The sequence below is a fragment of the Brachybacterium atlanticum genome (assembly GCF_025669985.1).
GTDB classification, from domain to species: Bacteria; Actinomycetota; Actinomycetes; order Actinomycetales; family Dermabacteraceae; genus Brachybacterium; species Brachybacterium conglomeratum.
Genome location: NZ_JAKJJW010000001.1, coordinates 224,694 through 250,809 on the forward strand (window position 1 = coordinate 224,694; position 26,116 = coordinate 250,809).

22 protein-coding genes and 4 pseudogenes are annotated in these 26,116 nt (G+C 66.9%); 16 read left to right on the plus strand and 10 right to left on the minus strand.

Translation table 11 applies throughout. From position 1 onward, the window contains the following. Nucleotides 1-2 precede the first annotated feature (2 nt). Both qcrA and qcrB read left to right on the plus strand, forming a co-directional pair. Complete coding sequence (gene qcrA / locus L3K22_RS01000; protein WP_010550586.1) at nt 3-1,064, plus strand: cytochrome bc1 complex Rieske iron-sulfur subunit; 1,062 nt, start codon at nt 3-5, stop codon at nt 1,062-1,064. 4 nt (nt 1,065-1,068) lie between these two features. Beyond that, nucleotides 1,069-2,739, plus strand: coding sequence for a cytochrome bc1 complex cytochrome b subunit (gene qcrB / locus L3K22_RS01005; protein ID WP_010550585.1), 1,671 nt, complete (start codon nt 1,069-1,071; stop codon nt 2,737-2,739). A gap of 173 nt (nt 2,740-2,912) precedes the next feature. Here the strand turns inward: qcrB and L3K22_RS01010 are convergent, their stop codons facing one another. Together L3K22_RS01010 and L3K22_RS01015 are read right to left on the minus strand one after the other, a co-directional pair. Further along, nucleotides 2,913-3,086 (minus strand): hypothetical protein, encoded by a 174-nt coding sequence (locus L3K22_RS01010; RefSeq protein WP_192808033.1) that lies wholly within the window; start codon nt 3,084-3,086, stop codon nt 2,913-2,915. A 104-nt stretch (nt 3,087-3,190) separates the two neighbouring features. After that, entirely contained in the window at nt 3,191-4,459 is a 1,269-nt protein-coding gene (locus L3K22_RS01015) for an IS256 family transposase (protein ID WP_053917225.1), read from the minus strand. 109 nt (nt 4,460-4,568) lie between these two features. Between L3K22_RS01015 and L3K22_RS01020 the strand changes: the two are divergent. Next, nucleotides 4,569-4,766 (plus strand): annotated as a pseudogene (locus L3K22_RS01020) (IS3 family transposase); the annotation flags it as partial. A 224-nt stretch (nt 4,767-4,990) separates the two neighbouring features. On the opposite strand, the gene L3K22_RS01025 reads toward L3K22_RS01020, so the two are convergent. Both L3K22_RS01025 and L3K22_RS01030 read right to left on the minus strand, forming a co-directional pair. Then, nucleotides 4,991-6,367 carry a PepSY-associated TM helix domain-containing protein gene (locus L3K22_RS01025; protein ID WP_053917223.1) on the minus strand — a complete coding sequence of 459 codons (1,377 nt, stop codon included), beginning with the start codon at nt 6,365-6,367 and terminating at the stop codon, nt 4,991-4,993. A gap of 45 nt (nt 6,368-6,412) precedes the next feature. Beyond that, nucleotides 6,413-7,045: a DUF5134 domain-containing protein gene (locus tag L3K22_RS01030; protein WP_263309754.1), complete on the minus strand. Its 633-nt coding sequence runs from the start codon at nt 7,043-7,045 to the stop codon at nt 6,413-6,415. Nucleotides 7,046-7,148: 103 nt separating this feature from the next. Between L3K22_RS01030 and L3K22_RS01035 the strand changes: the two genes are divergently transcribed. From L3K22_RS01035 to L3K22_RS01085, 11 genes are all read left to right on the plus strand, one after another. Next, on the plus strand, nt 7,149-7,532 hold the full coding sequence (locus L3K22_RS01035) for a BlaI/MecI/CopY family transcriptional regulator (protein WP_029361023.1): 384 nt from the start codon (nt 7,149-7,151) through the stop codon (nt 7,530-7,532). Next, complete coding sequence (locus L3K22_RS01040; protein ID WP_053917221.1) at nt 7,532-8,380, plus strand: M48 family metalloprotease; 849 nt, start codon at nt 7,532-7,534, stop codon at nt 8,378-8,380. The genes L3K22_RS01035 and L3K22_RS01040 overlap by 1 nt, the downstream gene beginning before the upstream one ends. A 138-nt stretch (nt 8,381-8,518) precedes the next feature. Continuing rightward, nucleotides 8,519-10,393: a cytochrome c oxidase assembly protein gene (locus L3K22_RS01045; protein WP_263309755.1), complete on the plus strand. Its 1,875-nt coding sequence runs from the start codon at nt 8,519-8,521 to the stop codon at nt 10,391-10,393. Next, the gene (locus L3K22_RS01050) at nt 10,390-12,663 is read left to right on the plus strand and encodes a heavy metal translocating P-type ATPase (protein WP_010552341.1); all 2,274 of its coding nucleotides are present in this window, start codon (nt 10,390-10,392) and stop codon (nt 12,661-12,663) included. Before L3K22_RS01045 ends, L3K22_RS01050 begins: the two co-directional genes overlap by 4 nt. Before the next feature lie 207 nt (nt 12,664-12,870). Further along, nucleotides 12,871-13,248, plus strand: coding sequence for a Cd(II)/Pb(II)-sensing metalloregulatory transcriptional regulator CmtR (gene cmtR, locus L3K22_RS01055; RefSeq protein ID WP_010552340.1), 378 nt, complete (start codon nt 12,871-12,873; stop codon nt 13,246-13,248). A 302-nt stretch (nt 13,249-13,550) separates the two neighbouring features. Next, nucleotides 13,551-15,383: a heavy metal translocating P-type ATPase gene (locus L3K22_RS01060; RefSeq protein ID WP_308445896.1), complete on the plus strand. Its 1,833-nt coding sequence runs from the start codon at nt 13,551-13,553 to the stop codon at nt 15,381-15,383. Further along, nucleotides 15,362-16,012, plus strand: a complete 651-nt coding sequence (locus L3K22_RS01065) for a DsbA family protein (protein WP_010552338.1) — start codon at nt 15,362-15,364, stop codon at nt 16,010-16,012. The genes L3K22_RS01060 and L3K22_RS01065 overlap by 22 nt, the downstream gene beginning before the upstream one ends. Nucleotides 16,013-16,061: 49 nt before the next feature. Next, nucleotides 16,062-16,664 carry a vitamin K epoxide reductase family protein gene (locus L3K22_RS01070; protein WP_234695667.1) on the plus strand — a complete coding sequence of 201 codons (603 nt, stop codon included), beginning with the start codon at nt 16,062-16,064 and terminating at the stop codon, nt 16,662-16,664. 49 nt (nt 16,665-16,713) lie between these two features. Beyond that, nucleotides 16,714-17,313: a TlpA family protein disulfide reductase gene (locus L3K22_RS01075; protein WP_010552336.1), complete on the plus strand. Its 600-nt coding sequence runs from the start codon at nt 16,714-16,716 to the stop codon at nt 17,311-17,313. 53 nt (nt 17,314-17,366) lie between these two features. Continuing rightward, the gene (locus L3K22_RS01080) at nt 17,367-18,149 is read left to right on the plus strand and encodes a cytochrome c biogenesis CcdA family protein (protein ID WP_263309765.1); all 783 of its coding nucleotides are present in this window, start codon (nt 17,367-17,369) and stop codon (nt 18,147-18,149) included. Between the two features lie 336 nt (nt 18,150-18,485). Beyond that, nucleotides 18,486-19,313 (plus strand): C40 family peptidase, encoded by an 828-nt coding sequence (locus tag L3K22_RS01085; protein WP_010552334.1) that lies wholly within the window; start codon nt 18,486-18,488, stop codon nt 19,311-19,313. 286 nt (nt 19,314-19,599) lie between these two features. Here L3K22_RS01085 and L3K22_RS01090 read toward each other — a convergent pair. The 4 genes and pseudogenes from L3K22_RS01090 to L3K22_RS01105 form a co-directional block, all read right to left on the minus strand. Continuing rightward, a pseudogene (locus L3K22_RS01090) lies at nt 19,600-19,788 on the minus strand (hypothetical protein); the annotation flags it as partial. A 64-nt stretch (nt 19,789-19,852) separates the two neighbouring features. Continuing rightward, nucleotides 19,853-20,656 carry an IS21-like element helper ATPase IstB gene (istB, locus tag L3K22_RS01095; protein ID WP_263309757.1) on the minus strand — a complete coding sequence of 268 codons (804 nt, stop codon included), beginning with the start codon at nt 20,654-20,656 and terminating at the stop codon, nt 19,853-19,855. After that, nucleotides 20,653-21,960: an IS21 family transposase gene (gene istA, locus L3K22_RS01100; RefSeq protein WP_010552505.1), complete on the minus strand. Its 1,308-nt coding sequence runs from the start codon at nt 21,958-21,960 to the stop codon at nt 20,653-20,655. Before istA ends, istB begins: the two co-directional genes overlap by 4 nt. Before the next feature lie 141 nt (nt 21,961-22,101). Then, nucleotides 22,102-22,485: pseudogene (locus L3K22_RS01105) on the minus strand (transposase); the annotation flags it as partial. 233 nt (nt 22,486-22,718) lie between these two features. Between L3K22_RS01105 and L3K22_RS01110 the strand changes: the two are divergent. Then, nucleotides 22,719-23,942, plus strand: a complete 1,224-nt coding sequence (locus L3K22_RS01110; RefSeq protein ID WP_263309758.1) for an IS110 family RNA-guided transposase — start codon at nt 22,719-22,721, stop codon at nt 23,940-23,942. Nucleotides 23,943-24,308: 366 nt separating this feature from the next. On the opposite strand, the gene L3K22_RS01115 is transcribed toward L3K22_RS01110, so the two are convergent. Further along, nucleotides 24,309-24,809, minus strand: a complete 501-nt coding sequence (locus L3K22_RS01115) for an ArsR/SmtB family transcription factor (RefSeq protein ID WP_306609787.1) — start codon at nt 24,807-24,809, stop codon at nt 24,309-24,311. 39 nt (nt 24,810-24,848) lie between these two features. On the opposite strand from L3K22_RS01115, the gene L3K22_RS01120 reads away from it, so the two are divergent. Further along, on the plus strand, nt 24,849-25,793 hold the full coding sequence (locus L3K22_RS01120) for a cation diffusion facilitator family transporter (RefSeq protein ID WP_010552432.1): 945 nt from the start codon (nt 24,849-24,851) through the stop codon (nt 25,791-25,793). A gap of 28 nt (nt 25,794-25,821) precedes the next feature. Here L3K22_RS01120 and L3K22_RS16715 read toward each other — a convergent pair. Then, nucleotides 25,822-26,055: pseudogene (locus tag L3K22_RS16715) on the minus strand (integrase core domain-containing protein); the annotation flags it as partial. Nucleotides 26,056-26,116: the final 61 nt, after the last annotated feature.

Here is a 26,116-nt window from a genome sequence, read left to right on the forward strand (position 1 = left end):
GCATGAACACCAACACCGACGGCAGCTCCCCCACCCGGGTCAGCACCCTCGCCCCCAAGGAGGGCGGCGGGTTCCCGAACCCGGGTCTGCCTCCCCACACCCCCCGTCAGACCGACATCTCCAAGCCCGCGGAGAAGCGCGCCGAGCGACTCGTCGCCTTCATGTTCCTCCTCAGCGTGGTCGGGACGGTCATCTTCATCGCGGCGTACTTCCTCGTCACGCCGCTGGACACCAACATCTTCGCGGAGGAGGGCACTCCCCGCGCGCTGTGGTGGTCCAACCTCGTCACGGGCCTCGGTCTCGCGATCGCGGTGTTCTTCATCGGCGCCGCAGCGGTGCACTGGGCCAAGACGCTCATGCCCGACGAGGAGTGGGTCGAGGAGCGCCATGACGTCCGCGGCTCCGACGAGACGCGCAAGGCCGCTGCCGAGATGATCACCAGCGGTCTGGCGGAGACCGGCATCGGCCGTCGTCCCGTCATGGTCACCGCGATGGTGGCGGCTCTCGCGGCCCTGCCCATCGCCGTGCTCGCCCCGCTGTCGACGCTGGGCCCGCTCCCGGGCAACAAGCTCCACCACACCTTCTGGGGCCAGAACCCGGGCCAGCGCCTCGCCCGGGACCACGACGGCACGCCGATCAAGCTCTCCGACGTCGCGATGAACTCGATCTTCCACGTCATGCCCGAGGGCCTCACCGACGAGACCCCGCACCACCTCGAGGAGCGCGCGAAGGCCGCGGCCGTGATCGTGCGCATCGACCCCAAGCTCGCGAAGAACGACGAGTCGATGTCGATGGGCGTGGAGGGCGTGCTCGCGTTCTCGAAGATCTGCACGCACGTCGGCTGCCCGGTCGCGCTGTTCGAGCAGCAGACGCACCACATGCTCTGCCCGTGCCACCAGTCCACCTTCGACGTCACCGACGGCGCCAAGGTGATCTTCGGCCCGGCCCACCGTCCGCTGCCGCAGCTGCCGATCGAGGTCGACGCCGAGGGGTATCTCGTGGCCCCTGGTGACTTCACCGAGCCGATCGGTCCCAGCTTCTGGAACATCCACAAGGACAAGTGATCTCATGACGACCACGACTCCCAGCTCCCGGAAGCAGTCTTCCGACGACTCCCGCCTGCTCAAGCTCGGCGCGGTGGGCGGAGACTTCCTCGACCAGCGCCTCTCCGGCGCCGGCTTCGTGAAGTTCTTCGCGCGCAAGGTCTTCCCGGACCACTGGTCCTTCATGTTCGGCGAGATGGCGCTGTACAGCTTCGTCATCCTGCTGATCTCCGGCGTCTTCCTGACGATGTTCTTCGACCCCTCCATGGAGGAGGTCATCTACAACGGCCCGTACGAGGCGCTCCAGGGCGCCACGGTCTCCCGCGCCTTCGAGTCGACGATGGAGATCGCCTTCGAGGTGAAGGGCGGACTGCTGTTCCGCCAGATGCACCACTGGGCGGCGCTCGTGTTCATGGTCTCGATCTTCGTGCACATGTTCCGCGTCTTCTTCACCGGCGCCTTCCGCAAGCCCCGCGAGCTCAACTGGCTCATCGGCTTCTCGCTGATGATCCTGGGCATGGCGGCCGGCTTCTCCGGCTACTCGCTCCCGGACGACGTGCTCTCCGGCAACGGCCTGCGCATCGCCGATGGGCTGATGAAGGCGATCCCGATCGTCGGCACCTACCTGTCGATGCTGCTCTTCGGCGGCGAGTTCCCGGGCACGGACATCATCCCGCGCCTGTTCACGATCCACATCCTGCTCGTGCCTGCTGCGATCCTCGGACTCATCGCGATCCACCTCGTGCTCGTGGTCGTGCACAAGCACACCCAGTACGCGGGCCCGGGCCGCACGAACCGCAACGTGGTCGGGCACCCGGTCCTGCCGGTGTTCGGAGCGAAGGCCGGCGGCTTCTTCTTCCTCGTCTTCGGCATCATCACGCTGATCTCGGCGACCACGTCGATCAACGCGATGTGGGTCTACGGCCCGTACGACCCCTCCCCCGTCTCGGCCGGCTCGCAGCCGGACTGGTACATGCTCTGGACCGACGGTGGCCTCCGCCTCATCCCGGGCTGGGAGATCACGGTCTTCGGGTACGTCCTCTCGCTGAACATGCTGATCCCGATGGCGATCTACGGCGCGATGCTGGCGTTCCTCGCCCTGTTCCCCTTCATCGAGGCCTGGGTCACCGGTGACGATCGCGAGCACCACCTCGCGGACAAGCCGTACAACGCGCCGGTGCGCACCGGCATCGGCGTCGCCTGGATCGTCTCGTACCTGATCCTCGCGCTGGCGGCGACCAACGACCTGATCGCGATCGCCCTGCAGCTCTCGATCAACGACCTCACCTGGCTGTTCCGTGTGTCGTTCTTCGTGGCCCCGGTGCTCGCCTTCTACATCACGAAGCGCCTGTGCCTCTCGATCCAGCGTCAGAAGCGCGATCTCGTGCTGCACGGCCGGGAGACCTCCCGCATCGTCCGCACCGGCTCCGGTGACATGATCGAGATCCACGAGCCGCTGGACGAGTACGAGCGCTGGGAGCTCGTCGCCCACGACGACTACCGTCCGCTCAAGGCGGGCAAGGGAGTCTCCTCCCTGCGTGCCAAGGCCACCAGCTTCTTCTTCAAGGACCGCATCGAGCCGGTCACCCCGGCGTCGCTCCGCGAGGCGCTCGAGCATGCCGGCCACGAGAAGCACGTCATCGACGAGGCCACGGGCGGCGACTACCGCACCCCGGCCGAGAAGGTCGTGCACTGACCGTTCACTGACCACCGCAGCGGAGTACGCGAGAAGGGCCCCGAAGATCGATCTTCGGGGCTCTTCCCTGTGTGCTGCGGGAGGAGTCGCTCGGCGGAGCGCGTACGCACGTCGGCGGGCACGGGCTCGGACCGTCCTAATCTGCCGAGCCCCCGTCGGCGGTGGGTGCACCGTCAGTGCATCAGGCGACTGCGCCGCATTCCCCCATCGCCCCGCTCCCCGCGACCTGCGACGGCGTCGACGAGATAGCGGGCGGTGATCAGACCGAGGCGCCGCTCGGCACGGCGGAGGGCGCGCAGCGAGCGCAACGGGCTCCGGGCGGCGTCCAGTCTGTCCTTGGTGAGCACGTCACGAGCCCAGGCGACGGCATGCTCCTCCCCCTCGGCGCTGTGGAAGAGCTGCGCTAGCTGCGCTCATCCCGGTCAAGTCCCGTTGTGTGGTGGCTTTTGGGTCAGGCGGTCATGAGGAGCCGGCTGGTGGTCTCGGGGGTGTCGTTGGTGAGCATGTCGGCGAGTCGGCGTAGGGAGATGTCGCTGATGTAGCGGCGTTCGCCGTATTGCCATTCCTCGTGCTGGTCCTGGAGGACTGCGCCGACGAGTCTGGTCGCAGAGTCCCGGTTCGGGAAGATCTGGACGACGTCTGCTCGGCGCTTGATCTCCCTGTTCACCCGCTCGATGGGGTTGTTCGACCAGATCTTTCGCCAGTGCTCGATGGGGAACGCCGCGAATGCGGTCAGGTCTGCCTCGGCGTCCTTGAGCATGGCCGCGATCTTCGGGAAGGAGGCCTCGAGCGAGGCCGTGACCTGCTGATAGGTCTCGCGGACCGTTTCCGGGCTGGTCTGGGCGAAGATCGTGGAGACCAGGGCGTTGACGGGCTTGGAGCGCGCCGAGCCGAGCGCCTGGGTGATGTTGCGTGCGAAGTGGACCCGGCAGCGCTGCCATGACGCTCCCGGAAGCACTGCCTTGATCGCATGCTTCAGCCCCGCGTGCGCGTCACTGGTCACCAGCAGCACGCCTTCCGGTGCGGCGGGGGTGGAGACCCTCAACCCGCGTTCGCGCAGGCTGCGGAGGAACTCGGTCCAGAAGCCGGTGGTCTCCGCGTCACCGATCGCCATCCCGAGCACTTCTCGGTGACCGGTCGCGGCCACGCCCGTGGCGACGACGACGGCTTGGGAGACGACCCGGCCGCCCTGGCGGATGTCGAGATAGGTCGCGTCCAGGAACAAGTAGGGGAACCAAGTGTGGTCCAGGCGGCGGTGGAGGAACTCCGCGACGACCTCGTCGATCTCGCCGCAGATCCTCGAGACCTGGGACTTGCTGATCCCGGACTCGTTGCCCAGCGCCCGCACGAGGTCCTCGACCTTCCTGGTGGAGACGCCGTCGATCCAGGCCGTGCAGATCACCGCCCAGAGCGCTTTGTCGACCCGGCGACGAGGATGCAGCAGCGCGGGATAAAACGAGCCGGCCCTTAGCTTCGGGATCGCCAGATCCAGCTCTCCCGCCGGGGTAGCCAGGCGCTTTGCCCTGGTGCCATTGCGACGGGTCGAGCGGGACGGGGAACGTTCGTAACGCTCCGCACCGATCTTGACGGACGCTTCGGCATCGATGAGGTCCTGGAGTCCGGCCTGGAGAAGCCGGCGGAACAGCTCCTCATGAGCGAGGTCGGGGTCCTGGAGCAGTTCACTGACGAGGGTCGAGAGTGCAGACTGGTGGTGGGTCATCGCGGGTCCCTATTTCTTGGTCGATTTGGGAGGTCCCGCGATGACCCTTCATCGCCTACCAGCAGCTCCACGCCACCCCGGGATTGCCACCACGCTAAGGGACACACCCATGGAATCCTTCTTCGCACTGCTCCAGAAGAACGTCTTGGATCGAAAGCGCTGGAGGACCAGAGAGGAACTGCGGATCGCGATCATCACCTGGATCGAGCGGACCTACCACCGTCGTCGCCGACAGGCCCGCCTCAGCCGATTGACCCCTATCGAGTACGAGACCATCATGAACCCGACCGTCAGACTGGCGGCCTAACCCCAGCTGACACCTGATCGCGCATCAGTCCCGGTACTCCTGGAGGTGCTCCCTGACGAGCCGAACGCACCTCGCGCGCAGCTGGGGATCGATCTTCCACGGGTGCCTGTCCATCCTTCCGGACTCAAACAGCAGCGGCACCAGACCTGGGCCGATTCACTGTGAGATCCCCTCAGACTGCGGATGGGGCTTGCGGACTACGTCCTAACGCGCCGGGAGCGAGCTCATGCGGACTCATTCTTTCTCGCGCTGTCCATTCCCGGGACGATCCTTCGGGTGAGGTCGAGCGCGATGAAGGCGAGGAGCGTGACTCCGAGGAGGGGGAGGGCGAGGCCGACGACCGCAGCGATCGCGATGAGGATGCCGTAGGCCGCCGCGGTGTCGACGCGACGACCGAGAGGGCGAGGGAGGCCTGTGCGTGGCGGCTTGGGGCGGCGTCGCCACCACATGCGGTACCCGATCACGATGAGCGCGATTACCGCACCGGCGATGGCGATGAGCAGGAGCTGGTTGGGCCAGCCGAAAAGGATGCCCATGTGGAAGGAAATCCCAGCTTCGGCGAGCTTCCCGGCAACGGGCCAGTCGGCGAAGCGCACGCTCCCGACGACAGCTTCGGAGGTGGGGTCGATCGCCATGGAGTCCTGCTTCAGGGGCCATGATCGCTGCACCTGGGAGACGAGCCACGCTCCTCCGTCGGTGCTGGGGGTGATCGCTACCGGGTCGGTCAGGCCCTCTTGGCGGGCCGCCTCGAGCACGCTCTGCGCGGTGGCAGGCACTTCGGTTTCTGCGATCGGGGTGGTGGTTGCCGCCTCGGAGGAGAGGTAGGGCGTTGACCAGCTCAGGCTCTGGCGCAGTGCGCTGACGTTGCCGCCCGCGAATTGGGACCAGGTCAGTCCGGTGGCGGAGAGGAAGAACGTTCCGATAGCGGCCCAGACGCCGATGGTGGCGTGGAGGCTTATGGAGCGTTGGCGCTGCGGTCCCTTACGCTGGGGCAGGAGGTAGGCGCGTGCAGAGCGAGTGCGGACTTTACGTGTGACCCAGAGGGTGAGTCCGCTGAGGGCGAGGACCCACAGCCAGCTGGCCGCGACTTCGCTGTACCAGCGGCCGGCGTCCCCGAGGTGGAGATTGCGGTGGAGATCGTCGAACCAGGTCCGCAGCGGCAGCCACTCCCCGAAGGTGTTCAGCACGCCGGTCACCTCCCCGGTATAGGGGTCGACGAACGCGGTGAGCTGGCGATCCTCGCGAGCCGAGGGGGAATCGAACGTGACGCGCGTGGTGGACTCGGCATCCTTGGGCGGACGGATCTGCGTGATCGTGCCGTCTGTGACCTCGCTCCGCGCCGCCTCGACCTGCTGCGCCAGCGGCACCATCTCCGCGCCGGCCGGGGCACTGGCGTGGAGTTCCTTGTCGTAGACGACCTGTTCGATCTGCGGGGTCAGCGCGTACAGGATCCCGGTCGCCGCGGCGACCAGGAGGAACGGCGCAATGAACAGCCCCACGTAGAAGTGCAGGCGGAGCGTGAGCTCTCGCAGCTCATCGCGCAGTCGGCGCGGGCGAGAGGTGTTGCCACCGGTGGGGCGGGGCGAGGCTCGGGTGGCCATCGGGTCGAGCCTTTCGCTGTGACGGAGAGGTGGCGTGGGCCGGGTTCACATGAGGGCGAGCATGAGCGCCATTCCTGCGGCCATCAGGAGGTGGCAGGCCGAGTGGGCGCGGTGCCCCGGATCGCGGAGCAAGCGCACGAGCCACCACGCGGTGATCACGGCGCTGAGCACGACGGCCCCCCAGTTGACTGCCTCCGCCCAGGCAGGGGCCGGCGCCATCTCCATCGCCATCTCGTCCCCGGTCCCGCCGCCGTGGTGTCCGGCGTGCGCATCGGCGGAGCCGCCCATGGCGTGGCCCATCAGCAGGGGCATCGCCAGCAGCATCCAGATCGTCACGGAGTTGAGCACCACGTGGTTAACCACCCCCACGCGCTCACTCACCCCGTGGACAGTGGGGAGGCCGAGCAGCATCACGACGGTGAAGAGCGCGAAGAGGGCGACCTGGATCCAGGTCCCGGCCGTGCCGACCGGCCGCCACACCATCAGCAGCATCGCCAGGCTCATCACGAGATGGTTGACGTGCACCGCCGTCGCCACCGGCCCATGATGGGAGGAATGCACTGACCCAGTGATCACTGCGGCGGAAGCGCCGCGGCTCTGTGCGAGGTGAACTGCGCAGAACACGGCCGTTGCGAGGAAGATGGCGGTCAGCACGAATGACCAGGGAGACTCGATCACAGCACTGGACTCTACAGGAAGTAGAATTAGAGATGTACGGCGACACCCGTGCGCGGTACGGTACTCGGACTGAGGCGTTACACGGGGAGGGAGTGGTGACGAGATGGCGGGAGTGAGGTCTCGATCCTCCGGCGCACTGGAGGCACTGGTGATGCGAGCTTTATGGACTTCCACCGGCTCCCTTAGCGCGAGAGCGATCCAGGCATCTTTTGAGGATCCCGCGCCAGCGCAGACCACGGTTCTGACAGTGCTCTCCCGGCTCGAGGCGAAGGGGATGGTTTCTCGCCGAGCCCGGTCACCTCGGCGCGTGACCTTCGAAGCGGTCGTGAGCAGTGCGCAGGCGCATGCCGCGGACATGGTTGAGGTCCTCGATGACGCTCACGATCGTGAGGATGCGCTGATGGCGTTCACCGACAACCTCTCTGAGTCCGACCTTGATCTGGTGATGGATGCGATCACGTCACGGCGGTCTCGCCGAGGTCGCTGATGGTCTGGACCGTGGTCGGGCCGTTGCTGGCTGGCCTGATTGCATGCCCGCTCTCCGCGTACCTCGTATCCCGTGGGAGGTGGCAGATCCGCCATCCCCGGCGGGCGCTGATGGTGTGGGCCTCGGTTGGTGTTGTTGGGCTGGTCATCGCGATCGCGTCAATTCTCCTGGCGGCCGCGCTCTCCCTGTCGGCGAGCTCCGCGAGCGCTGCGGCCGAGGGGCTTGCTCTCACGTTCATCGCCTGGGCCGGTCTCGGGGGGCTAGGGATCGTGGGATCGCTCGCCCACCTGGGCAGGGTCGATCCCGGCAAGGATGATGACGAGCGGCCGAGCGTCGCGGAAATGCTCTCGCGCCGCCGAACGGACTCCTGGCAGGTCGGCGCTGTTGCCGTGGTCGAGATCGAGGATTCTCGCTATGTCGCGGTGGCCGTCCCGGGCGCGACGCCGTCGATCTTCGTCTCGCGCGCCGTTCGGCACGCGCTTCCGCCCTCCTACCTGTCCGCGGTTCTCGCCCACGAAGCAGCACATCTCGATCAGCTTCACGCGCTGGTGAGGGGGGTCGGAGCGTGGCACGTAGCGTGCCTGCCCAAGAGGTCCCGGCTGCGACGAGAGCTTGCTTCACGGATCATGCTGCTCACCGAGCTGGCGGCCGACGATGTCGCTGCCGAGAAGGTCGGCCCCGCCCATCTGCACGACGCCCTCGTCGCACTCCATCACCTCGCCCCCTCCCGCGAGCTGGAAGTTCGTGCCGCTCGCGTTCGAGCGCTCCACAGGACTTACCCTCTGCCGCAGGGGAGGGTACTGGTGGCTTCCCTTCCGGGGCAGAGACTGCAGCGAAAGCAGCGTTGAGATGCGTGCGGGAGACGTCAGCAACAGCATGAGCGGCCATCTCGTGCTGCGTACTCGACATCTTGTAGATTCGGTGAGGTGAAGCAGAGAGTAGTACTCCTGGCGGTGGGCTCGCTCCTCCTAGCGGCGCTACCCGCGGTGGCAGCGAACCTGCTCAGCGGCCCGGCCGTCTATGAGGACATACACCGGGAGTTCCCCGGGCTCGGGACAGCCGTGGTAGCTGCAGGTCTGCGTGGCGCCGCCGATCTCGCAGCACTGGTCTCCCTGGGCGCCGTCGTCGCGGTGCTGTTTCTGCATCCGCGCTCTATCCGCTCGGCAAGCAGTGTGCGGTTCGGCCCCGACCTGACCCTCCTTACCTGGGCTTCGGGCGCGTGGGTCGTACTGGCGGCGGCGAACGTGATCGTCTCGGCGCCCGAGTCCAACGGCCTCGGGATGGGCCGTCTCTTGGAGCCGGGATCGTTTGGGCCGCTCTACATGTTCGGCTACATGCCCCGGGCATGGACCGTCACACTGGTCGGGGCCCTGGTCCTGTGGCTGTGCTCCTACTGGGGTACACGCTGGACAACGCTGCTGCCGGGTCTGTGGGCGGGAATCGTCGGCGCATTGGCGCCGGTGGTGGTGGGGCAGATCCTCGTCGGCCCGGACCACGACATCGGTGGAGATGCTGGTGCACTTCAGGTCATCGCGGGTGGGGTGTTGCTGGGCCCGATCCTCGTCACTGCGGCATTGCAGGTCATCCGTCATGACGAGGGTGGACGGCTGCCCCTGTTAGTGGGACGCGTTTCCCGCATGGGCTTGGTGGGGGCGGCTGTCGTGCTTGTGACGGAGCTGGTGGTGACGTGGTTCAAGCTCGCCGGCACCACCCCTTGGGGCTCAGTGACCGGTGTCCTCGCTCTAGTGCGTTTGGCGCTGCTGGTCGCGCTCATAGTGGCGCTCGTGGTCATGCAGCGCCGGAGCGTGCACAGGATGGCGGTCCCGGCCCTGCTGATCATCATGTGGGTGGCGATCGGTGCGGCGATGACTCGCATTCCGCCGCCGCAGTACTTCGTGCCCACGAGCATCCCGCAGGTGTTCATGGGGTTCGAAGTCCCGGATGCGCCAACCCTTGGGACGCTGATGAGCACGTGGCGGCTCAACCTGCTGTTCGCCGTCCTCGCGGTCGCCGGTATCGCGTTCTATCTCGCGATGGTGATCGCCCTGCGCCGGCGCGGCACGAGCTGGCCGATCAGCCGCGTGCTGTTGTGGTGCGGCGGCTGGCTGGTCGTCCTCGCGGCCACGAGCTCCGGGTTCGGGAAGTACTCCGCCCCGGACTTCGGCGTGCACATGGTGGTGCATATGAGCCTGTCCATGCTCGCTCCGATCCTCCTGGTCCAGGGCGGGGTGATCACTCTGGTCCTGCGTACCGCGCGCGTGGATCGACGGCGGGCGGGCGTGCACTCCTGGGTGACGCAGATCCTGCACTGGCGACTGCTGCGCGTCCTGTACCACCCGGCGTTCGTGTTCATTATCTTCATCGGCTCCTACTACGGCCTGTACTTCACCCCCCTGTTCGAGACGATGATGAGTGTTCACTGGGCACACCAGCTGATGAACCTCCACTTCCTGGCCACGGGGTACGCGTACTACAGCCTGATCATCGGCGTGGACCGTCCCCCGCGGCCCCTGCCGCACATCGGGAAGCTCGGCTACACCTTCGCTGCGATGCCCTTCCACGCCTTCTTCGGCGTCGCGATCATCTCGGCCCCTTCGTTGTTCGCAGAGAACTACTACCGATCTCTGGCTCTGCCCTGGGCGGACCTCGAGCGCTCCCAGCAGACAGCAGGCGCGGTGGCCTGGGCAGGCGGGGAGATCCCTCTGATCATCGCAATCGTCGCACTGTGCATCCAATGGGCGCGTCAGGACGACAAGGAGGCCCGCCGACGGGATCGGCACCTCGACCGCGGCCTGGACACCGAGTTCGACGCCTACAACGGCATGCTCAAGAAACTCTCGGACAGGGAGCGCACACGATGAACCACACCCCCACCGCCCTGGCCGCCCCGCCAGCCCTCTCCCTGGAGGAGCGGTACACCTTCGACATCTCCGGGATGACCTGCGCGGCGTGCGCGAACCGCATCGAGCGGAAGCTCAACAAGCTCGACGGCGTCAGCGCCACCGTCAACTACGCCACCGAGCGCGCCGTCGTCACGGGCATCGCCTCCCCGGCTCAGGCGGTCGAGGTCATCCGCGGCGCCGGCTACGACGCGGCCGAGCACGACGACCAGGACGACGAGTGGTCGCGCCGCGCCAACGAGAATCGCATCGTGACCCTGCGGCGCAGGCTCATCACCGCAGCTTTGCTCACCGTTCCGCTGATGGACCTCACCATCGCCCTCGCACTCGTGGAGCAGTGGCGGTTCCCCGGCTGGGAGCTGCTGTGCGTCCTCCTCGCGGTCCCCGTGGTCACGTGGGCGGCCTGGCCCTTCCACCGGGCCGCCTGGCGGAACCTGCAGAACCGCTCCGTCAGCATGGACACCCTGGTCTCCCTCGGCATCGTCACCTCGTTCGGCTGGGCCCTCGTCGCGATGATCGCCGGGATCGAGCCCAGCGACGGCGTGTGGCTCGGCATCGGAGAGGTCCCCGACGGCGCCAACGCCCTGTACCTCGACGTCGCCGCGGGACTGACGACCTTCCAGCTCGCAGGCCGCTACTTCGAGACCCGCAGCCGGCGCCGCGCCGGCGACGTGCTCAGCGCGCTGTCCGCCCTCGGGGCACGAGAGGCCCGCCGCCGACGAGACGGGGTCGAGACGATGGTGCCGGTCGAGGAGCTCCGCACCGGCGACATCGTGCTCGTACGCCCCGGCGAGACGATCGCCGCCGACGGCCGGGTCATCGAGGGCACCGCCTCCCTCGACACGGGCGCCATGACCGGAGAATCCCTCCACCGCACGGTCGGTCCGGGCGACGAGGTCATCGGCGGCTCCGTCTCCACGGACGGGATCCTCGCCCTCGAGGCGACTCGAGTGGGTGCCCACACACAGCTCGCGCAGATGGCCGCGATCGCAGAGCAAGCGCAGATCCGCAAGGCCCAGGTCCAGCACCTCGTCGACGCGGTGGTGCGCGTGTTCGTCCCCGTCGTCCTCATCCTCACCGTGCTCGTCGCACTCGCCTGGCTCCTCGCCGGCGCTGACGTGTCCACTGCGGTGACCAACGGGATCAGCGTGCTGATCATCGCCTGTCCCTGCGCCCTCGGCCTCGCCACCCCTACCGCGCTCATGGTCGGCGTCGGGCGCGGCGCGCTGCTTGGGGTCCTGGTCAAGGGACAGGACGCGCTGGAAGCCAGCGGCAAGGTCACCACCGTCGTCCTGGACAAGACCGGAACCCTCACGCTCGGCGCCCCGCGCGTCGTCAGCATCCATGCAGACGGGGTCACCGCAGAGCAGCTCATGCGCCTGGCTGCCGGCGTCGAAGCGGCTTCCGAACATGCCGTCGCCGAAGCACTCCGCACCCGCGCCGCGACCATGGTCGCCGACATCCCGACAGCTACCGATCACATCGTTTCCCCCGGCCACGGGATTAGCGCCACGATCGACGGGGAGAGCATCGCTGTCGGCAGCCGGGCCTTCCTGCGCGAGCTCGGCGCCCACGTCGGCGAAGCGCTGGCGCAGACCGTCGCAGATGCCGAAAGGGCAGGGCACTCCACCGCGCTGGTCGCACGGGGCACGGAGGCGATCGGGGTGATCACGCTCTCCGACGTGATGAAGGAGGACGCCGCGGAGGCCGTCGCCGCGCTGCACGAGCTCGGGCTGCGAACTGTACTGCTGACGGGAGACACTCCGGCAGCCGCCGAGCGGGTCGCCGACTCTCTCGGGATCCCGGAAGTCCGTGCCGGCGTCCTCCCCACGGAGAAGGTCGCCGTGATCGAGCAGCTCCAGGACGAGGGGCACCGGGTCGCCATGGTCGGCGACGGCATCAACGACGCTCCCGCCCTCGCGGCCGCCGACCTCGGGCTCGGGATCGTCACCGGCACCGACGTCGCCCTGAAGTCGGCCGACATCATCCTCGTCCGGGATGATCTCTACTCGATCGCCGACGCCATCACCCTCGCCCGCGCCACCCACCGCACCATCCGCACCAACCTGATCTGGGCCTTCGCCTACAACATCGCGGCCATCCCGATCGCCGCCGCCGGTCTGCTGAACCCCCTGATCGCTGCCGCTGCAATGTCCCTCTCCTCCGTCTTCGTGGTCCACAACAGCCTCCGACTCCAGAACGTCACCTCACTCCGGCCGACACGAAGGTAAGGAAGGGCACTAGACCACTCCACCAGATCCGATCATTCATGCGAGTAACCCGCCGCGGTGTACCGTGCTCATCCTGAGAATCGCCCGGCCAAGCTAGAGGGCTGCAGCAACACGGCCATCTACATGAGAACTGCGGCGGCGGGGAGAGAGGTCGCCACTACTGGTCATCGCTTGCTGACTGGTCACTGCACACTGTATGGTCACCGCATGCTGACTATAGCTACGCAGCTCGATGTGATGAATCGGCTTGGCCGCGCCATGGCCGACCCCACGAGATCGCGCATCCTGCTCTTTCTTCTCGATCGTCCGAGCTATCCAGCAGCCCTCGCCGATGAGCTGTCGCTGAGCCGCACGAACGTCTCCAATCACCTCTCCTGCCTGCGTGGATGCGGGATCGTGGTGGCGACACCTGAGGGTCGGCGCACCCGCTACGAGATCGCCGATGGGCACCTCTCCCGGGCGCTTTCCGCGCTGGTCGAGACCGTGCTCGCCGTCGACGACGGCGCCCCTTGCACCGACTCGGACTGTGACGTCCCTCTGTGCTGCAACTCCCCTATCCCCGCCGCTGAGGAGATCGCCAGATGAGCGATGAGTGCTGCGGCCCCGCCCGTCCCGCTGCTACTACCCGGACTCCGCTTGCTTTCTCACCACCTCCGGCCCCCGATGGGGAACCCTGCTGCGGCCCCGCAACGGCGTCGCAACCAGCGGAGGACGGGGATGCGTGCTGTGGGAGCACTGCCCCGGCACCAATCGGCGAGCCGCTTGAGGTAGAGCGTTCGACGCCTTGGTGGCGCGACCGCTCCCTTCTGCTTCCCGTTACTGCCGGGGTCCTGTGGGTCGCCGGTCTGCTAATCGACTGGGCGAACTTCGAGCTGGCGGCCCTGGTCGTGCATGTCCTGGCCCTCCTTGCCGGGGCCTGGACGTTCGTGCCCGGCACGTTGCGGCGCCTTGTGCAGGGTCGCGGCCGGGGCCGGCTTGGTGTGGGTCTGCTGATGACGATCGCTGCAAGCGGGGCTGTGCTGCTCGGTCACGTCGGTGAGGCGGCGGCTCTCGCGTTCCTGTTCTCCCTGGCCGAGGCGCTCGAGGACCGTTCGATGGACCGTGCGAAGCAGGGTCTCCGCGCGTTGCTCGCCCTGATGCCGGAGACCGCCCGGGTCCGGCGGCCCGACGGGCCTCGGACCGTTCCCGCCACAGAGGTCAGCGCCGGGGATGTGCTCCTGCTGGGTGCCGGCGATCGCGTGGCCACTGACGGCGTTGTCGAGACCGGTCGCTCATGGGTGGACACCTCGGCGATCACTGGGGAATCCATCCCCGTCGAGGTGGGGCCCGGGGATGAAGTTCATGCCGGCTCCGTGAACGGCTCCGGCTCGATCTCGCTACGGGCCACGGCAGACGGACGCGACAACTCCCTCACCCAGATCGTGCGCCTGGTCGACCAGGCCCACGCCGCCAAGGGCGAGCGGGCACGCCTCGCCGACCGCATCGCTCGGCCCCTGGTTCCCACGGTGCTCGTGGTCGCCGTGCTCGTCGCCCTCGTCGGCGTCGTCACAGGTGATCCGATGACCTGGGTCGAACGCGCTCTGGTGGTGCTGGTGGCCGCTTCTCCCTGCGCTCTCGCGATCGCCGTCCCGGTGACCGTCATTTCCTCGATCGGCTCTGCCAGCAAGCTCGGTGTGGTCATCAAGTCCGGCGCCGCTTTCGAGCAGCTCGGCACGATCCGCACCGTGGCCCTGGACAAGACAGGCACCCTCACCCGCAACCAGCCGTGCGTAGTGGATGTCGCCGTCACCGAGGGGCACAGCGATCTTGATGTTCTCGCAATCGCCGCGGCACTTGAGTCCGTCAGCACCCACCCGCTGGCCACCGCAATCCTCACTGCCGCTTCCGGTTCGTCGGTGCAGGCCGACGACGTCCAGGAGATTCCCGGTCACGGCATCACCGGCACGATCCGGGGAGGCGTGGTGCGCGCGGGAAGTCCTCGCTGGATCACCCCAGGTGCTCTCGGGGACCAGACTCGAGACATGGCCTCCCAGGGCATGAGCGTGGTCATGGTCGAGGAGGACTCCCAGGTGATCGGCGCGATCGGGATCCGCGACGAGTTGCGCGCTGATGCGGCCGAGGCCGTTGCCGCCCTGCACGCCCAGGGGATCCGCACCGTGATGCTCACCGGCGACAATGAGCTGACGGCCCGGGCGATCGCCGCAGAAGCCGGGATCGACGAGGTCCACGCAGAGCAGCTGCCCACCGATAAGGCCTCCCATATCCGCCATCTGACCGCACAGAGCCCAACCGCGATGATCGGCGACGGCATCAACGATGCTCCCGCGCTCGCTTCAGCAAGCGTCGGCATCGCCATGGGAGTGACCGGGACGGCCGCTGCGGTGGAGTCGGCCGACGTCGCGTTCACCGGCACGGACCTGCGCCAGCTCCCCGCAGCCTTGGCCCATGCTCGTCGGGGACGTCGCATCATGACGGGGAACATCGGCCTCGCGCTGGCGATCATCGTGGTGCTGTTCCCGCTGGCCCTCTTCGGAGTGCTGGGACTCGCTGCCGTGGTGCTTGTGCACGAGGTGGCCGAGGTGGTCGTCATCGCGAACGGCATGCGCGCCGCGCGGGCCGAGGGAGTGCACTCGCAGGGGACACCCAGCCGCGCCGGGCAGGATAACCGCGAGACGCCCCCCACCCGAGAGGCCGCCGAATGCGCCGCAGCACAAAACTGACCATCGGACTGCTTGCCGTCGCGGCGCTGATGCTCGCGGGATTCCTCATCGTCCCCGACACCGGGCGCGACACGACAGCGGATGAAGACGCGTCGGATGCACCGACCTCTCAGCTCGTTCGAGAGGACAGCCCCCGACTCTCGGAGGGAAGCAGCGACGTCGTCTTCGTGGAGTACCTCGATTTCGAGTGCGAAGCATGCCTTTCCCTGTACCCCACCGTCGAGGAGCTCCGCGCCGAGTATGGAGACCGTGTCACCTTTGTGGTGCGGTACCTGCCACTGCATGGAAACTCTGTCGAGGCTGCCCAGGCCGCGGAGGCTGCGAAGGAGCAGGGCGAGTTCGAGGCGATGTACAAGGCCCTGTTCGACAATGCTACCGAGTGGGGACACCAGGAGACGTCCCAGCGTGAACTCTTCTTCTCCTACGCGGAGGAGATCGGGCTGGACATGGAGCGGTTCGAGCAGGTCTACGACGACCCCGCCACGACCCAGCGCATTGAACAGAGCGCCGCGGACGCCGAGGCTCTCGGCGTGACCGGCACCCCCACGTTCTTCGTCGACGGGAAGCCGCTGGAGCCCACCCGTGTCGAGGACCTCACGAACCCTCTCGATACCGCTCTCGAGGGCTGAGGCGGTGTCGACCGCGTCTGGCGCCGGAGAGGCGTCACGGGGGGACATCGTGACCGATGCAGAAACTCGGCCGCGCCTCGGTCTCGGCCTGTTGTTCACGATCACCGGGGGAATAGGCCTGGTGATGGCCGTCGTGCTGCTGGTCGAGAAGATCGCGCTGATCGAGGACCCCGCCTACGTCCCCTCCTGCAGCCTCAACCCGGTCCTGTCCTGCGGATCAGTGATGTCCACCCCTCAGGCCTCGGCCTTCGGCATTCCCAATCCGATCCTCGGCATCGCCGGATTCTCCGCCGTCTTGGCCCTAGGCACAGCTTTCCTGGCTGGTGCCCGCATGGCGCGCTGGATGAGCGTGGTCATTCAGGTCGGTGTCACGTTCGCGATGCTGTTCGTGCATTGGCTGATCGGCCAGAGCCTGTACGAGATCGGGGCGCTATGCCCCTACTGCATGGTCGTGTGGGCGGTGACGATCCCCCTGTTCTGGTTCACCACCCTCCACCACCTGCGCCGCTGGACCCGCGGGGCCGCACCCGTCACGCGTCGAACCGTTTCGCTACTGATCGAGTTCCGGCTCCCGGTGCTCGTGGCCTGGTACCTCGTGATCTTGTCTCTCATCGCAATGAGATTCTGGGACTACTGGTCCACGGTGCTCTGACCCCTCCCCACTCATCTGTCCGTCCCCCTCGACCGGAAGGAGTACGTCCATGCGCTCCCGCTCTCGGCGGCAGCTGCTCCATGCCACAGGGCTCGCTGCAGCCATCGGCCTGGCCACGGCCTGCAGCAGCGAGGACACCAGCGACCGCTACGACTCCGAGAACTCCGGATACGTCTCCGGCAACGGTGTCACCACAGAGATCGCTCCCGCCGACCGTACGGAGCCAGTGGAGTTCTCCGGGACCACCTACGACGGCGACGAGTTCGACTCGATCGAGCACCTCGGCAACGTGCTCGTGGTGAACGTATGGTATGCCTCCTGCCCACCGTGCCGGGTCGAGGCACCTGACCTCCAAGCCATCCATGAGGAGTACACCGACCAGGGCGTCGTATTCATCGGCATCAACCTCCGCGACGAGGCGGGGCCCGCCCAGGCCTTCGAGGAGAACTACGGCATCACCTACCCCTCAATCCCCGATCAGCAGTCCGAGATCCTGTACCAGCTTCGTGGACATGTCGCACCCAATGCCGTCCCCACGACCCTCGTCCTCGATCACGATGGGCGGGTCGCTGGCCGGATCTCCGGAGCGATCGATCCCTCGATCCTGCGTGCGATGCTCGACGGCGTTCTCGAAGAGGCTGCCGAGTGAGCGGGGGCGGACTCGCTGAGACCTTCCAGTCGATCGCCCTGTCGGGCTCTCTCATGCTGGCAGTCGCGGTGGCGGCGATCGCGGGACTGATCGCGTTCCTCTCACCGTGCGTGCTGCCAATCGTGCCCGGCTACCTCGGCTACGTCTCCGGGCTCGCGGGCCAGAACACGGGGATATCTGCATCACCCCGCAAGGATCCAGGTACTGGCCGGAAAACCGCTCGAGGTGAGGCTTACCGAGCGGGAACTGGACGAATGCTGGGAGGCAGCGCTCTATTTGTTGCGGGATTCACAGTAGTTTTCATGGCTCTCGGCGGATTCGCCGGGGCGATGGGATACCTGCTTCAAGCTCACGCCGAATGGATCAACCGCATCGCCGGCCTCATCGTCATCTTCATGGGAATCATTTTCATGGGTGCCCTGCCTCGGCTTTCAGGGAACATCCGGGTCACGAAGAGACGGCCCGACGCAGGCCTCCTGGGCGCCCCGCTGCTCGGGTTCGTCTTCGGGCTCAGCTGGACCCCGTGCATCGGCCCCACGTACGCCGCGATCATCGCCCTCTCCCTCGACTCAGGAGCAGAGGGCTCCGGAGCGACACGCGGTGCCGTCCTAGCTCTCGCGTACTCCCTTGGCCTAGGCATCCCCTTCGTGATCAGCGCCCTCCTTCTCGACAAGGCGATGGGCGTGAGCAGGGCCCTTTCGCGACACCGACGACTCCTCGGGATTCTCTCCGGCGCACTGTTGATCACCATCGGACTCCTTCTTCTCACCGGGACGTGGGCCACCTGGATGGATCACCTGCAAGGCTCCATCGCCACGTTCCAGCCAGCCGTGTGAACCCCGCGGAGCCTTTGGCGCCACCTGCCGAGAACGTTTCGCAGTACAGAGCCCGGGCGTCGGACGACCGACGTGACACACACACCACCGAGACGCCGGACTCAAGTAAAGAGAACGTATGGAGACTCGGGCCGATGCGTCCTCGGTTCAAGAACTGGTGAAGTCATCAGCCAAGGTCTCCCTCGAGTGTTCCCCAAGCCCGCGCCCGTCGGTATGTTGGTCTTACCGGTTACGAGGTACGAGAGTTTCTTCCCGATACTTGCACTGCTTTTGCGTTGCCGCGACCCAATGCCCGAATCTCCCCGAACACTTCGGGGATCATCACGGAGAACATTCATGGCCACGAGCAATTCCCACCGCGCGCCTGGCCGCGCAATCACCCCCCTCCGCCACAGCGGACGCGCCCTGCGTGGCACCGGAGGCGCGGCCGTCCTCGGCACCGTGCTGCTCGGCTCCGCCTTCGCTGGCGGCACCGCCCAGGCAGCCCCTGCTGTCCCCGCGTCCACCCCCGCCGTGGCCTCGCCGGCTGCTGCGCCCGCCGCCCCGACCCCGGCCAAGGCGCTCCATTCCTCGAAGAAGCTCCGCTGGGGCTCCCAGGGATCTTCGGTCGAGAAGCTCCAGTCCGCGCTGAACAAGGAGGGCGCCTCGCTTGCTGTGGACGGCAAGTTCGGGAAGCTCACCCACGGCGCGGTGAAGGACTACCAGCGAGACAACGGCCTCCAGGTCGACGGCGTCGTAGGCCCCGAAACCCGCGGCTCACTCAATGGCGGCGCGTCCGTCGGCGGCGCAGGCACCTCCGTCCCGACCCAGGGCGCATCCTCGTCCTCCAGCAGTGGTGAGGCGATCGTCGACGCCGCGCGCACCCAGATCGGCGCCTCCTACTCCTGGGGCTCGAGCAAGCCGGGCGTGAGCTTCGACTGCTCCGGCCTGACCCAGTACGCCTACAAGCAGGTCGGCATCGACCTCCCCCGCACCTCCGGCCAGCAGGTCGCCGCGGCGACCCAGATCTCCAAGTCCGAGGCCCAGCCAGGCGACATCGTCGTGTGGCCCGGCCACATGGGAATCTACGCAGGCGGCGACAAGGTCGTCGATGCGGGTCGATCCCCCGGCGCCGTCACCGAGCGCACGATCTGGGGCAACCCCACCTTCATCACCTTCCGCTGACCCCAACAGCGCTGAGCGACGTGCAGTCCCCTTCGACGACGGGCTGTACGTCGCTCGTGGTTCTGCGGGTGGTGAAGACGCGGAAGTCCAGCGCCTCCATCGCGGCTGTTCATGGCGCGGGCAACGCAACGGGAAGCATGCAGCGAAGACGCCTCCGGCGATCGCGGTGCGGCGTTCGATCCAGCGAAGGCGCAGCCAATGGGCTCTTGCCCTGATGAAGGTGGCGGTGCCGACCAGCGCACACCTGGTGTCCTCAGCGCGGACGAGCGCGTCCAACTCCGTGCAACTATGGACCCGCCGGGTCAAGTCCCTGGAAGTGGTGTAGCGATCCTTTGCTGAGAGGGCAGGCGGTCAGTGCGGGCAGGGGGTTAGTGGTGACCTCCTCGGTGCTGGTGTCAGGGACGAGAGTGAGGCGGCAGCGAGTGAGAACGTCGAGGCCGAGATAGCGGGGTCCTTCGGCCCACTCGTCGGCCTGTGATGGCGCTCATCGATTTTCCCCAGAGTTGCTCGGTGAAGTTCCCCAGGGTCGCGGGGTTAGGTTAGCGGAGGTTGGTGCCGGTGGTGGCGCGGCGGATTTCTTCGGCGGCGGTGGCGTGGTGACGGAGCCTGTAGGAGGCGCCGTCGAGGGTCACCACGACGGAGCGGTGGAGAAGCCGATCGAGCATCGCGGCGGCGACGGTGGTGTCGCCGAGGATCTCTCCCCAGGCCCCCACGGGCCTGTTCGTGGTGATCACGATCGAGGTCTTCAGGTAGCGCTGGTTGATGACTTGGAACAGTGCTGATGCCGCTTCGGCCGGCAGTGGCAGATAGCCGAGCTCGTCGATGATCAGCAGGGTGGGGCCGGCGAAGAACCGCATCATCGTGGACCATTTGCCCTCGATCGCGGCGCGGTGGCAGCGGGCGGCGAGGTCAGCGGCGGAGGTGAAGTAGACCCGATAGCCAGCATCGACCGCGGCGTGGCCGAGGCCGGTGGCGATGTGGGTTTTACCCACGCCGGGCGGGCCGATGAGCAGCACGTTCGTCGCGTTCTCCAGGAACCGGCAGGTCCCGATCTCTGCGAGGAGGTTGGGGTCGATGCCGGAGGCGGCGTCGTGGTCGAAGTTGCTCAGCGTCGCTCCGGTGGGCAGGTTCGCGAACCGGAACCGGCCCGCGAGGCGACGTTTCTCGGTGGCGCTCACCTCGATCGCCAGTAGCTGCTCCAGGGCGTGGGTGAGGGTCCAGTCTTCGGCCTGGGCTTGGTCCAGGATGCCGGGGAGGGCTTCGGCGGCGTCGGCGAGCTTCAGCTCGTCCAGGTGGCCCTTGAGCTGCTGATAGACGGTCGCGGTAGTGGGTGTGGTGGTCATGTCAGGGTGTTCCTGTTCTTCGCGGCCTGCTCATAGGCGGCCAGGTCGATCACGGTGGCGTTCGGGGCCGGCGGCCCGGTCAAGACCTGGGCAGCGGCCAGCGCCGCAGCACCGGGTGGGATGCGTTCCTTACGGCGGTGGGGCCGTCCCGGCGGGGCCGAGGCCAGCGCGATGGTCTCCAGCGCGGTGACGTGCTGATCGGTGCGCTGGGTGATGCCCAGACCGGGCTCGGCCAGGCGGTGACGAGCAACCGCAGCGCCGGAGGTGGTGGTGATCTCGATGTGGTCCTTGCCGAGGTGCTGGTGAACATTGACCGTGGCCATCGCGAGTTCGGGTGGGACGGAGTATCGGTTGCCGCGCCAGTGGATCAGCGCTTGCCGCGAGACAGTCCGGTGTTCGGTCACCACCACCGGGAACGCCATCGGCGGTAGTGGCCGGAGACGCTCTTGAGCACGCATCTGGGCGGCGGTCGTGGTCCCGGTCGGGCTCTCGCGGCGCCTGCCGTCCTGCCGGGCCGCGAACTGTTCGAGGGAGGTCTGGGCCTGCTCGGCCGTGATCTCGTCGGGCAGGGTTCGCCACCAGCGTTGGGCGGCGGTGTGGTTGTTCTTCTCGACCACGCCCTTGCGGTTGCCTGAGCGGGGTCGGCAGGCGACGGCCTGGACTCCGTGGTGCTTCGCGAACGCGGAGAACATCGCGGTCAGGTCCCCGGTGGCGGGGTCCAGCACGGTCCGCATCCGATCGAACCGCCACACCCTGGTCAGCCCTCCGAGGAGGGAAAGCACGGTCGTCATCGCGGCCAGCAGGTGGGGCAGGTCCATCGAGGGCGCGATCGCGGCCCGCCAGACGCCGGAGTGGGCGAGCGAGCCGACCAGCAGGAACGCTCGCTTCGTGGGGTAGGCCCACTGCTCGGGTGCGTCGGGCAGCTCGAGCCAGTCGAACTGAGTCTCCTCCCCGGGCGGATGGTCGATCACCGCGTTGGGACGCTTCGTGACGTGGGCGCAGGCCTGGCAAGCCGGCCGCAACGACCGGTCACGGATCTGCCGGGTCAGGGACTGGTAAGAGCCCTCGAACCCCAGCGGCCGCAGCTCGTCCAGCAGCGTCACGGCCCAGAGGTGAGGATCCTCGATCAGCCTGGCGGTGACGTAGTCGGTGAAGGGCCCGAATGCGTCCGGGACGGCGGGTTTGCGGACGCCCGGTTCGCGGTCGCCGCGGAGGTAGGAACGGATGGTCTTGCGGTCGTGGCCGGTGCGTCGGGCGATCTCGCTGATCGTGATTCCCTGCCGGTGCAGAGCGTGGATGTCCACGCTGCTCCTCTCTGAGAGCATGAGCGTTGGGCCTCCCTGGAAGGCTGGTGAGTGGTCAGAGACCACCAGCATCCAGGGAGGCCCGCCTCATGCGACGGAGCGACCCAGACTGGGGAATTTCGGTGAGCACAACTGGGGAATTTCAGCGAGCGTCATCACCTGTTCGGCCAGGACCGCGCCGACAAGACGGACGATCGCCTCGCGGGTGGGGAAGATGCCGACAGAGTCCGTGCGGCGGCGGATCTCCTTGTTCAGCCGTTCGGTGGGGTTGTTCGACCAGATCTGGCCCCACACGTCCTTGGGGAACACTGTGAACGCGAGGAGGTCCGCGCGGGCCGCGTCGAGGCGCTCTGCCACGGCCGAAAGCTTCTCGCTGACATAGTCCAGCAGTCGGTCGAACTGGGCGTTCACCATTGCGGCGTCGGGCTGGTCATAGACGCCGTGCAGCATCGCTTTCACCGCCGACCACATGCTCTTCGGCGCCACGGCCACGAGGTTCGCGGCGTAGTGCCTGCGGCACCGCTGCAAGCCCGTTACCTTGTGAGCACCCCGATGGACGGGGTCTGGTCGCTCGGCCGGGTATGGCTATGTTGCCCTGCCATCAATGGTCCGGGGGGTGTTGCCGCCCGGTCGAGAGACACGCGTTGACCGCTGATAGGGACACGGCCCAGCACTGCTGAGGTCTCTTTGTAACGTGGGTGCCGGCATCGGGTGTCAGGACTGCGACCAGCGATGATGCTCCAAGGAAGGACAGCATCATGAACACACGATTCGCGGTCGTCGTCGGCCTGGACGTCGGGAAGACCGCTCACCACGCGTGCGCGCTCGACCCGGAGGGGAACAAGCTGTTCGATAAGCCCCTCCCGCAGGACGAGACCAAGCTCCGCGAGCTGTTCACTCAGCTGCAGAACCACGGCGAAGTGTTGATGGTGGTCGATCAGCCCAACACCATCGGGACGCTACCGATCGCCGTCGCCCGAGACACTGGCTGCACCGTCGCCTACCTCGCCGGGTTGGCGATGAGGAAAGCCGCGGATCTGTATCCCGGCAGGTCAAAGACCGATGCACGCGACGCGTTCATCATCGCCGACACCGCTCGGACTATGCCTCACACGTTGCGGCAGGTCGATCGAGACAACGAGATCCTCTCCGCCCTGAAAGTCCTGGCCGGCTTCGATGAAGACCTCGCGCACGAGACCACGAGGGCGCTGAATCGGATCCGGTCGCTGCTCACGCAGATCCATCCCGCACTCGAGCGCGTCTTCGTCGGTGGCAGCTTTTCCACGACACTGGTGCTGGATCTGCTGGAGAAGTTCGGCGGCCCCACCGGGCTCAAGACTGCTGGCCGTGGCAAGGTTCTCCGGTTCGCCCGGTCCCATTCCCGCCGGAGTCCCGAAGCACTGGTCGATCAGATCTTCACGGCGCTCGGAGAGCAGACCGTCATCGTTCCTGCGACCGCAGCAGTGGAGCTCGTGATCCCCAGAGTCGCTGGTCAGGTCAAGGAACTCAAGGAACAGCGAGCGACCGTGGCCAGGGAGGTCGAGGGCATGTTGGAGGACTTCCCTCTCGCCTCGGTCTTGATGAGTATGCCGGGGATCGGCATCAAGACCGCCGCTCAGATCCTCTTGAACATTGGCGACGGTTCCGCGTTCGAGACCCCGGGCCACCTCGCGGCCTATGCCGGCATCGCGCCGGTCACGCGAAGATCCGGAACCTCGATCCGCGGGGAGTTTCCCGCTCGATCAGGCAACAAACGACTGAAGAACGCACGGTTCTACTCCGCCTGGGTCGCCTCGAACCACGACCCGATCTCCAAGGCTTACTACGATCGGAAACGAGCCCAGGGCAAGCGCCACAACGCCGCCGTGATCTGCCTGGCACGCCGCCGCTGCAACGTCATCTTCGCCATGCTCCGCGACGGCACCTACTACCAGCCACCCACCAACGCCCCGACACCCGAGCCAGCCGCCCTCGCGGCTTGACTCGGAACATAGGGACACCCCCCATCGAGTACGAGACCATCATGAACCCGACCGTCAGCCTGGCGACCTAACCCCAGCTGACATCAGTCCCGTCCCAACGGGTCTACTCTCACTGGCACGAGCATCGCTGCGGGCGCGGAGAGCGCCGAACGTGACGGCCGCCGCGACGAGAGCGGGGCTGCGCCCGACTATGCGCAGTCCCACGACGTCGCCTCGGCGCCGGGCGCCTCCGATCGCCTTTCGAAGAGCGCCACATGGTCGCCGCCTCCACTTCATGCCGTGGTTCTCCCACTTCGGCCCGGGGATGCCGAAAGGCCATGCCGACAGCAGGGGTCTCGTCGGCTTGGCAGATCGCGTGCGTACCGACTACGAGCGCGGCGAAACGATATCCGAGCCGTGTAGCGTGCACAGAATCACGCCGTCGCCGGTGAGTCCGAGAAGCCTCTCGGCCGCGGAGAGCAGATCGATCAGCGCCTCCGAGTGCGCGAGGGAATAGACCGAGGCGCGCCCCTCGGGGCGGACGGTGACCATACCGGTGTCGCGTAGACATATCAGATGCTTCGAGACCGTGCTCTGCGACAGACCCAAGTGCTGGGTGAGGTCAACCACGCGGTGCTCACCGAGCTGCAAATGATGGAGGATGATCAGCCGGTTCGGGTCGCTGAAGCTATGGAAAAGGCTCGCCGCCGGCATCATCGCATCCGCCGTGACGGCTCCGGGGTCGATGCCGTGCATCCGCACCTGGTCCTCCAGGGATGTCATCGCCATTCGGCAATAATAGTCACGACTGTTCACCAAGTCGAGCACGTTGCGCATGGTTGGGTTGTCTATGTAACATCGCTGTATGACGATGACATCGAGCAGCATGACAATCATTCTCGCCTTCACTCCGGGAGTGGGTGCCAGATGAGTACTGGACACAGTCACGGGCCCGCAGTCGAGGAGGTGGGAGGACACCCCGGCGACTTCCGTGCGCGACTGTGGATCGCCTTCGGCATCACCGCGACTATCGTCGTGGCCCAGGCTGCGGGTTCGATCCTCACCGGGAGCCTCGCACTGCTGACGGACACCGCGCATGCGATCACTGACGCCTCGGGCCTGCTCGTCGCGCTCATCGCCGCCACGTTGATGCTCAAGCCCACCACCTCACGGCGCACGTGGGGCTTCCGCCGGATCGAGGTCATCGCCGCACTGGGGCAGGCGACCCTGCTGCTCGTGGTCGGCACCTACGCCGCGATCGAAGGCATCCGCCGCTTGTTCGAGCCGCCGGAGGTGCCCGCCACCGAGCTGCTGATCTTCGGCATCGTCGGCCTGCTCGCGAACATCGTCGCCATCGCCGTCCTGTCCTCCAGTAGGGGCGCGAACTTCAACATGCGCGCGGCGTTCCTCGAAGTCCTCAACGACGCTTTGGGGTCTCTCGGTGTGATCGTCGCGGCGATCGTGATCGCCACCACAGGCTTTCAGCAGGCCGACGCCATCGCAGGATTGTTCATCGCCGCCCTCATCGTCCCGCGTGCCTTCACTCTCATGCGCGAGACCACGGCTGTGCTCATGGAGTTCACCCCGAAAGGGCTCGACCTTGACCAGGTCCGCCAGCACATCCTGGAGCTGGAGCACGTCACCGACGTCCACGACGTGCACGCCTCCACGGTCGCCACGGGGCTACCCACGATCACCGCGCACATCGTCGTGGAGGACGAATGCTTCACCGACGGCCATGCCGCCGACGTGCTCCACGACATCAAGGAATGCGTCGCCAGCCACTTCGACATCGCCGTGCACCACTCGACCTTCCAAGTCGAGACCGCTCACATCAGTGATCACGAGCAGGCCGCGGTGAGACATCCGTAGCTGAAGCGCCCTGGGTTTCGTTCCGTGGTTAGACGGTCGCGGGCGCGGTCGCCGCGGGGTGAGTGTAGGTCGCTTCGACCTCGGCCGGGGTGCGGTAGCCGAGAACTTCGTGGATCCGGCGTGTGCTCCACCAGTGGGCCCAGGCCATCGTCGCGATCTCCACGTCCGAGACTGAGCCCCAGACGCGCCTTGAGTAGATGAGCTCGGTCTTGTAGAGACCATCCACCGCGTCAGCCAGCGCATTATTGAATATTCGGCGTGTTGAGCACCGGTGGTGGTCCCGTTCGGCGCCACCTTGTCGGGGGCGTGATCGTGGTGCTCAG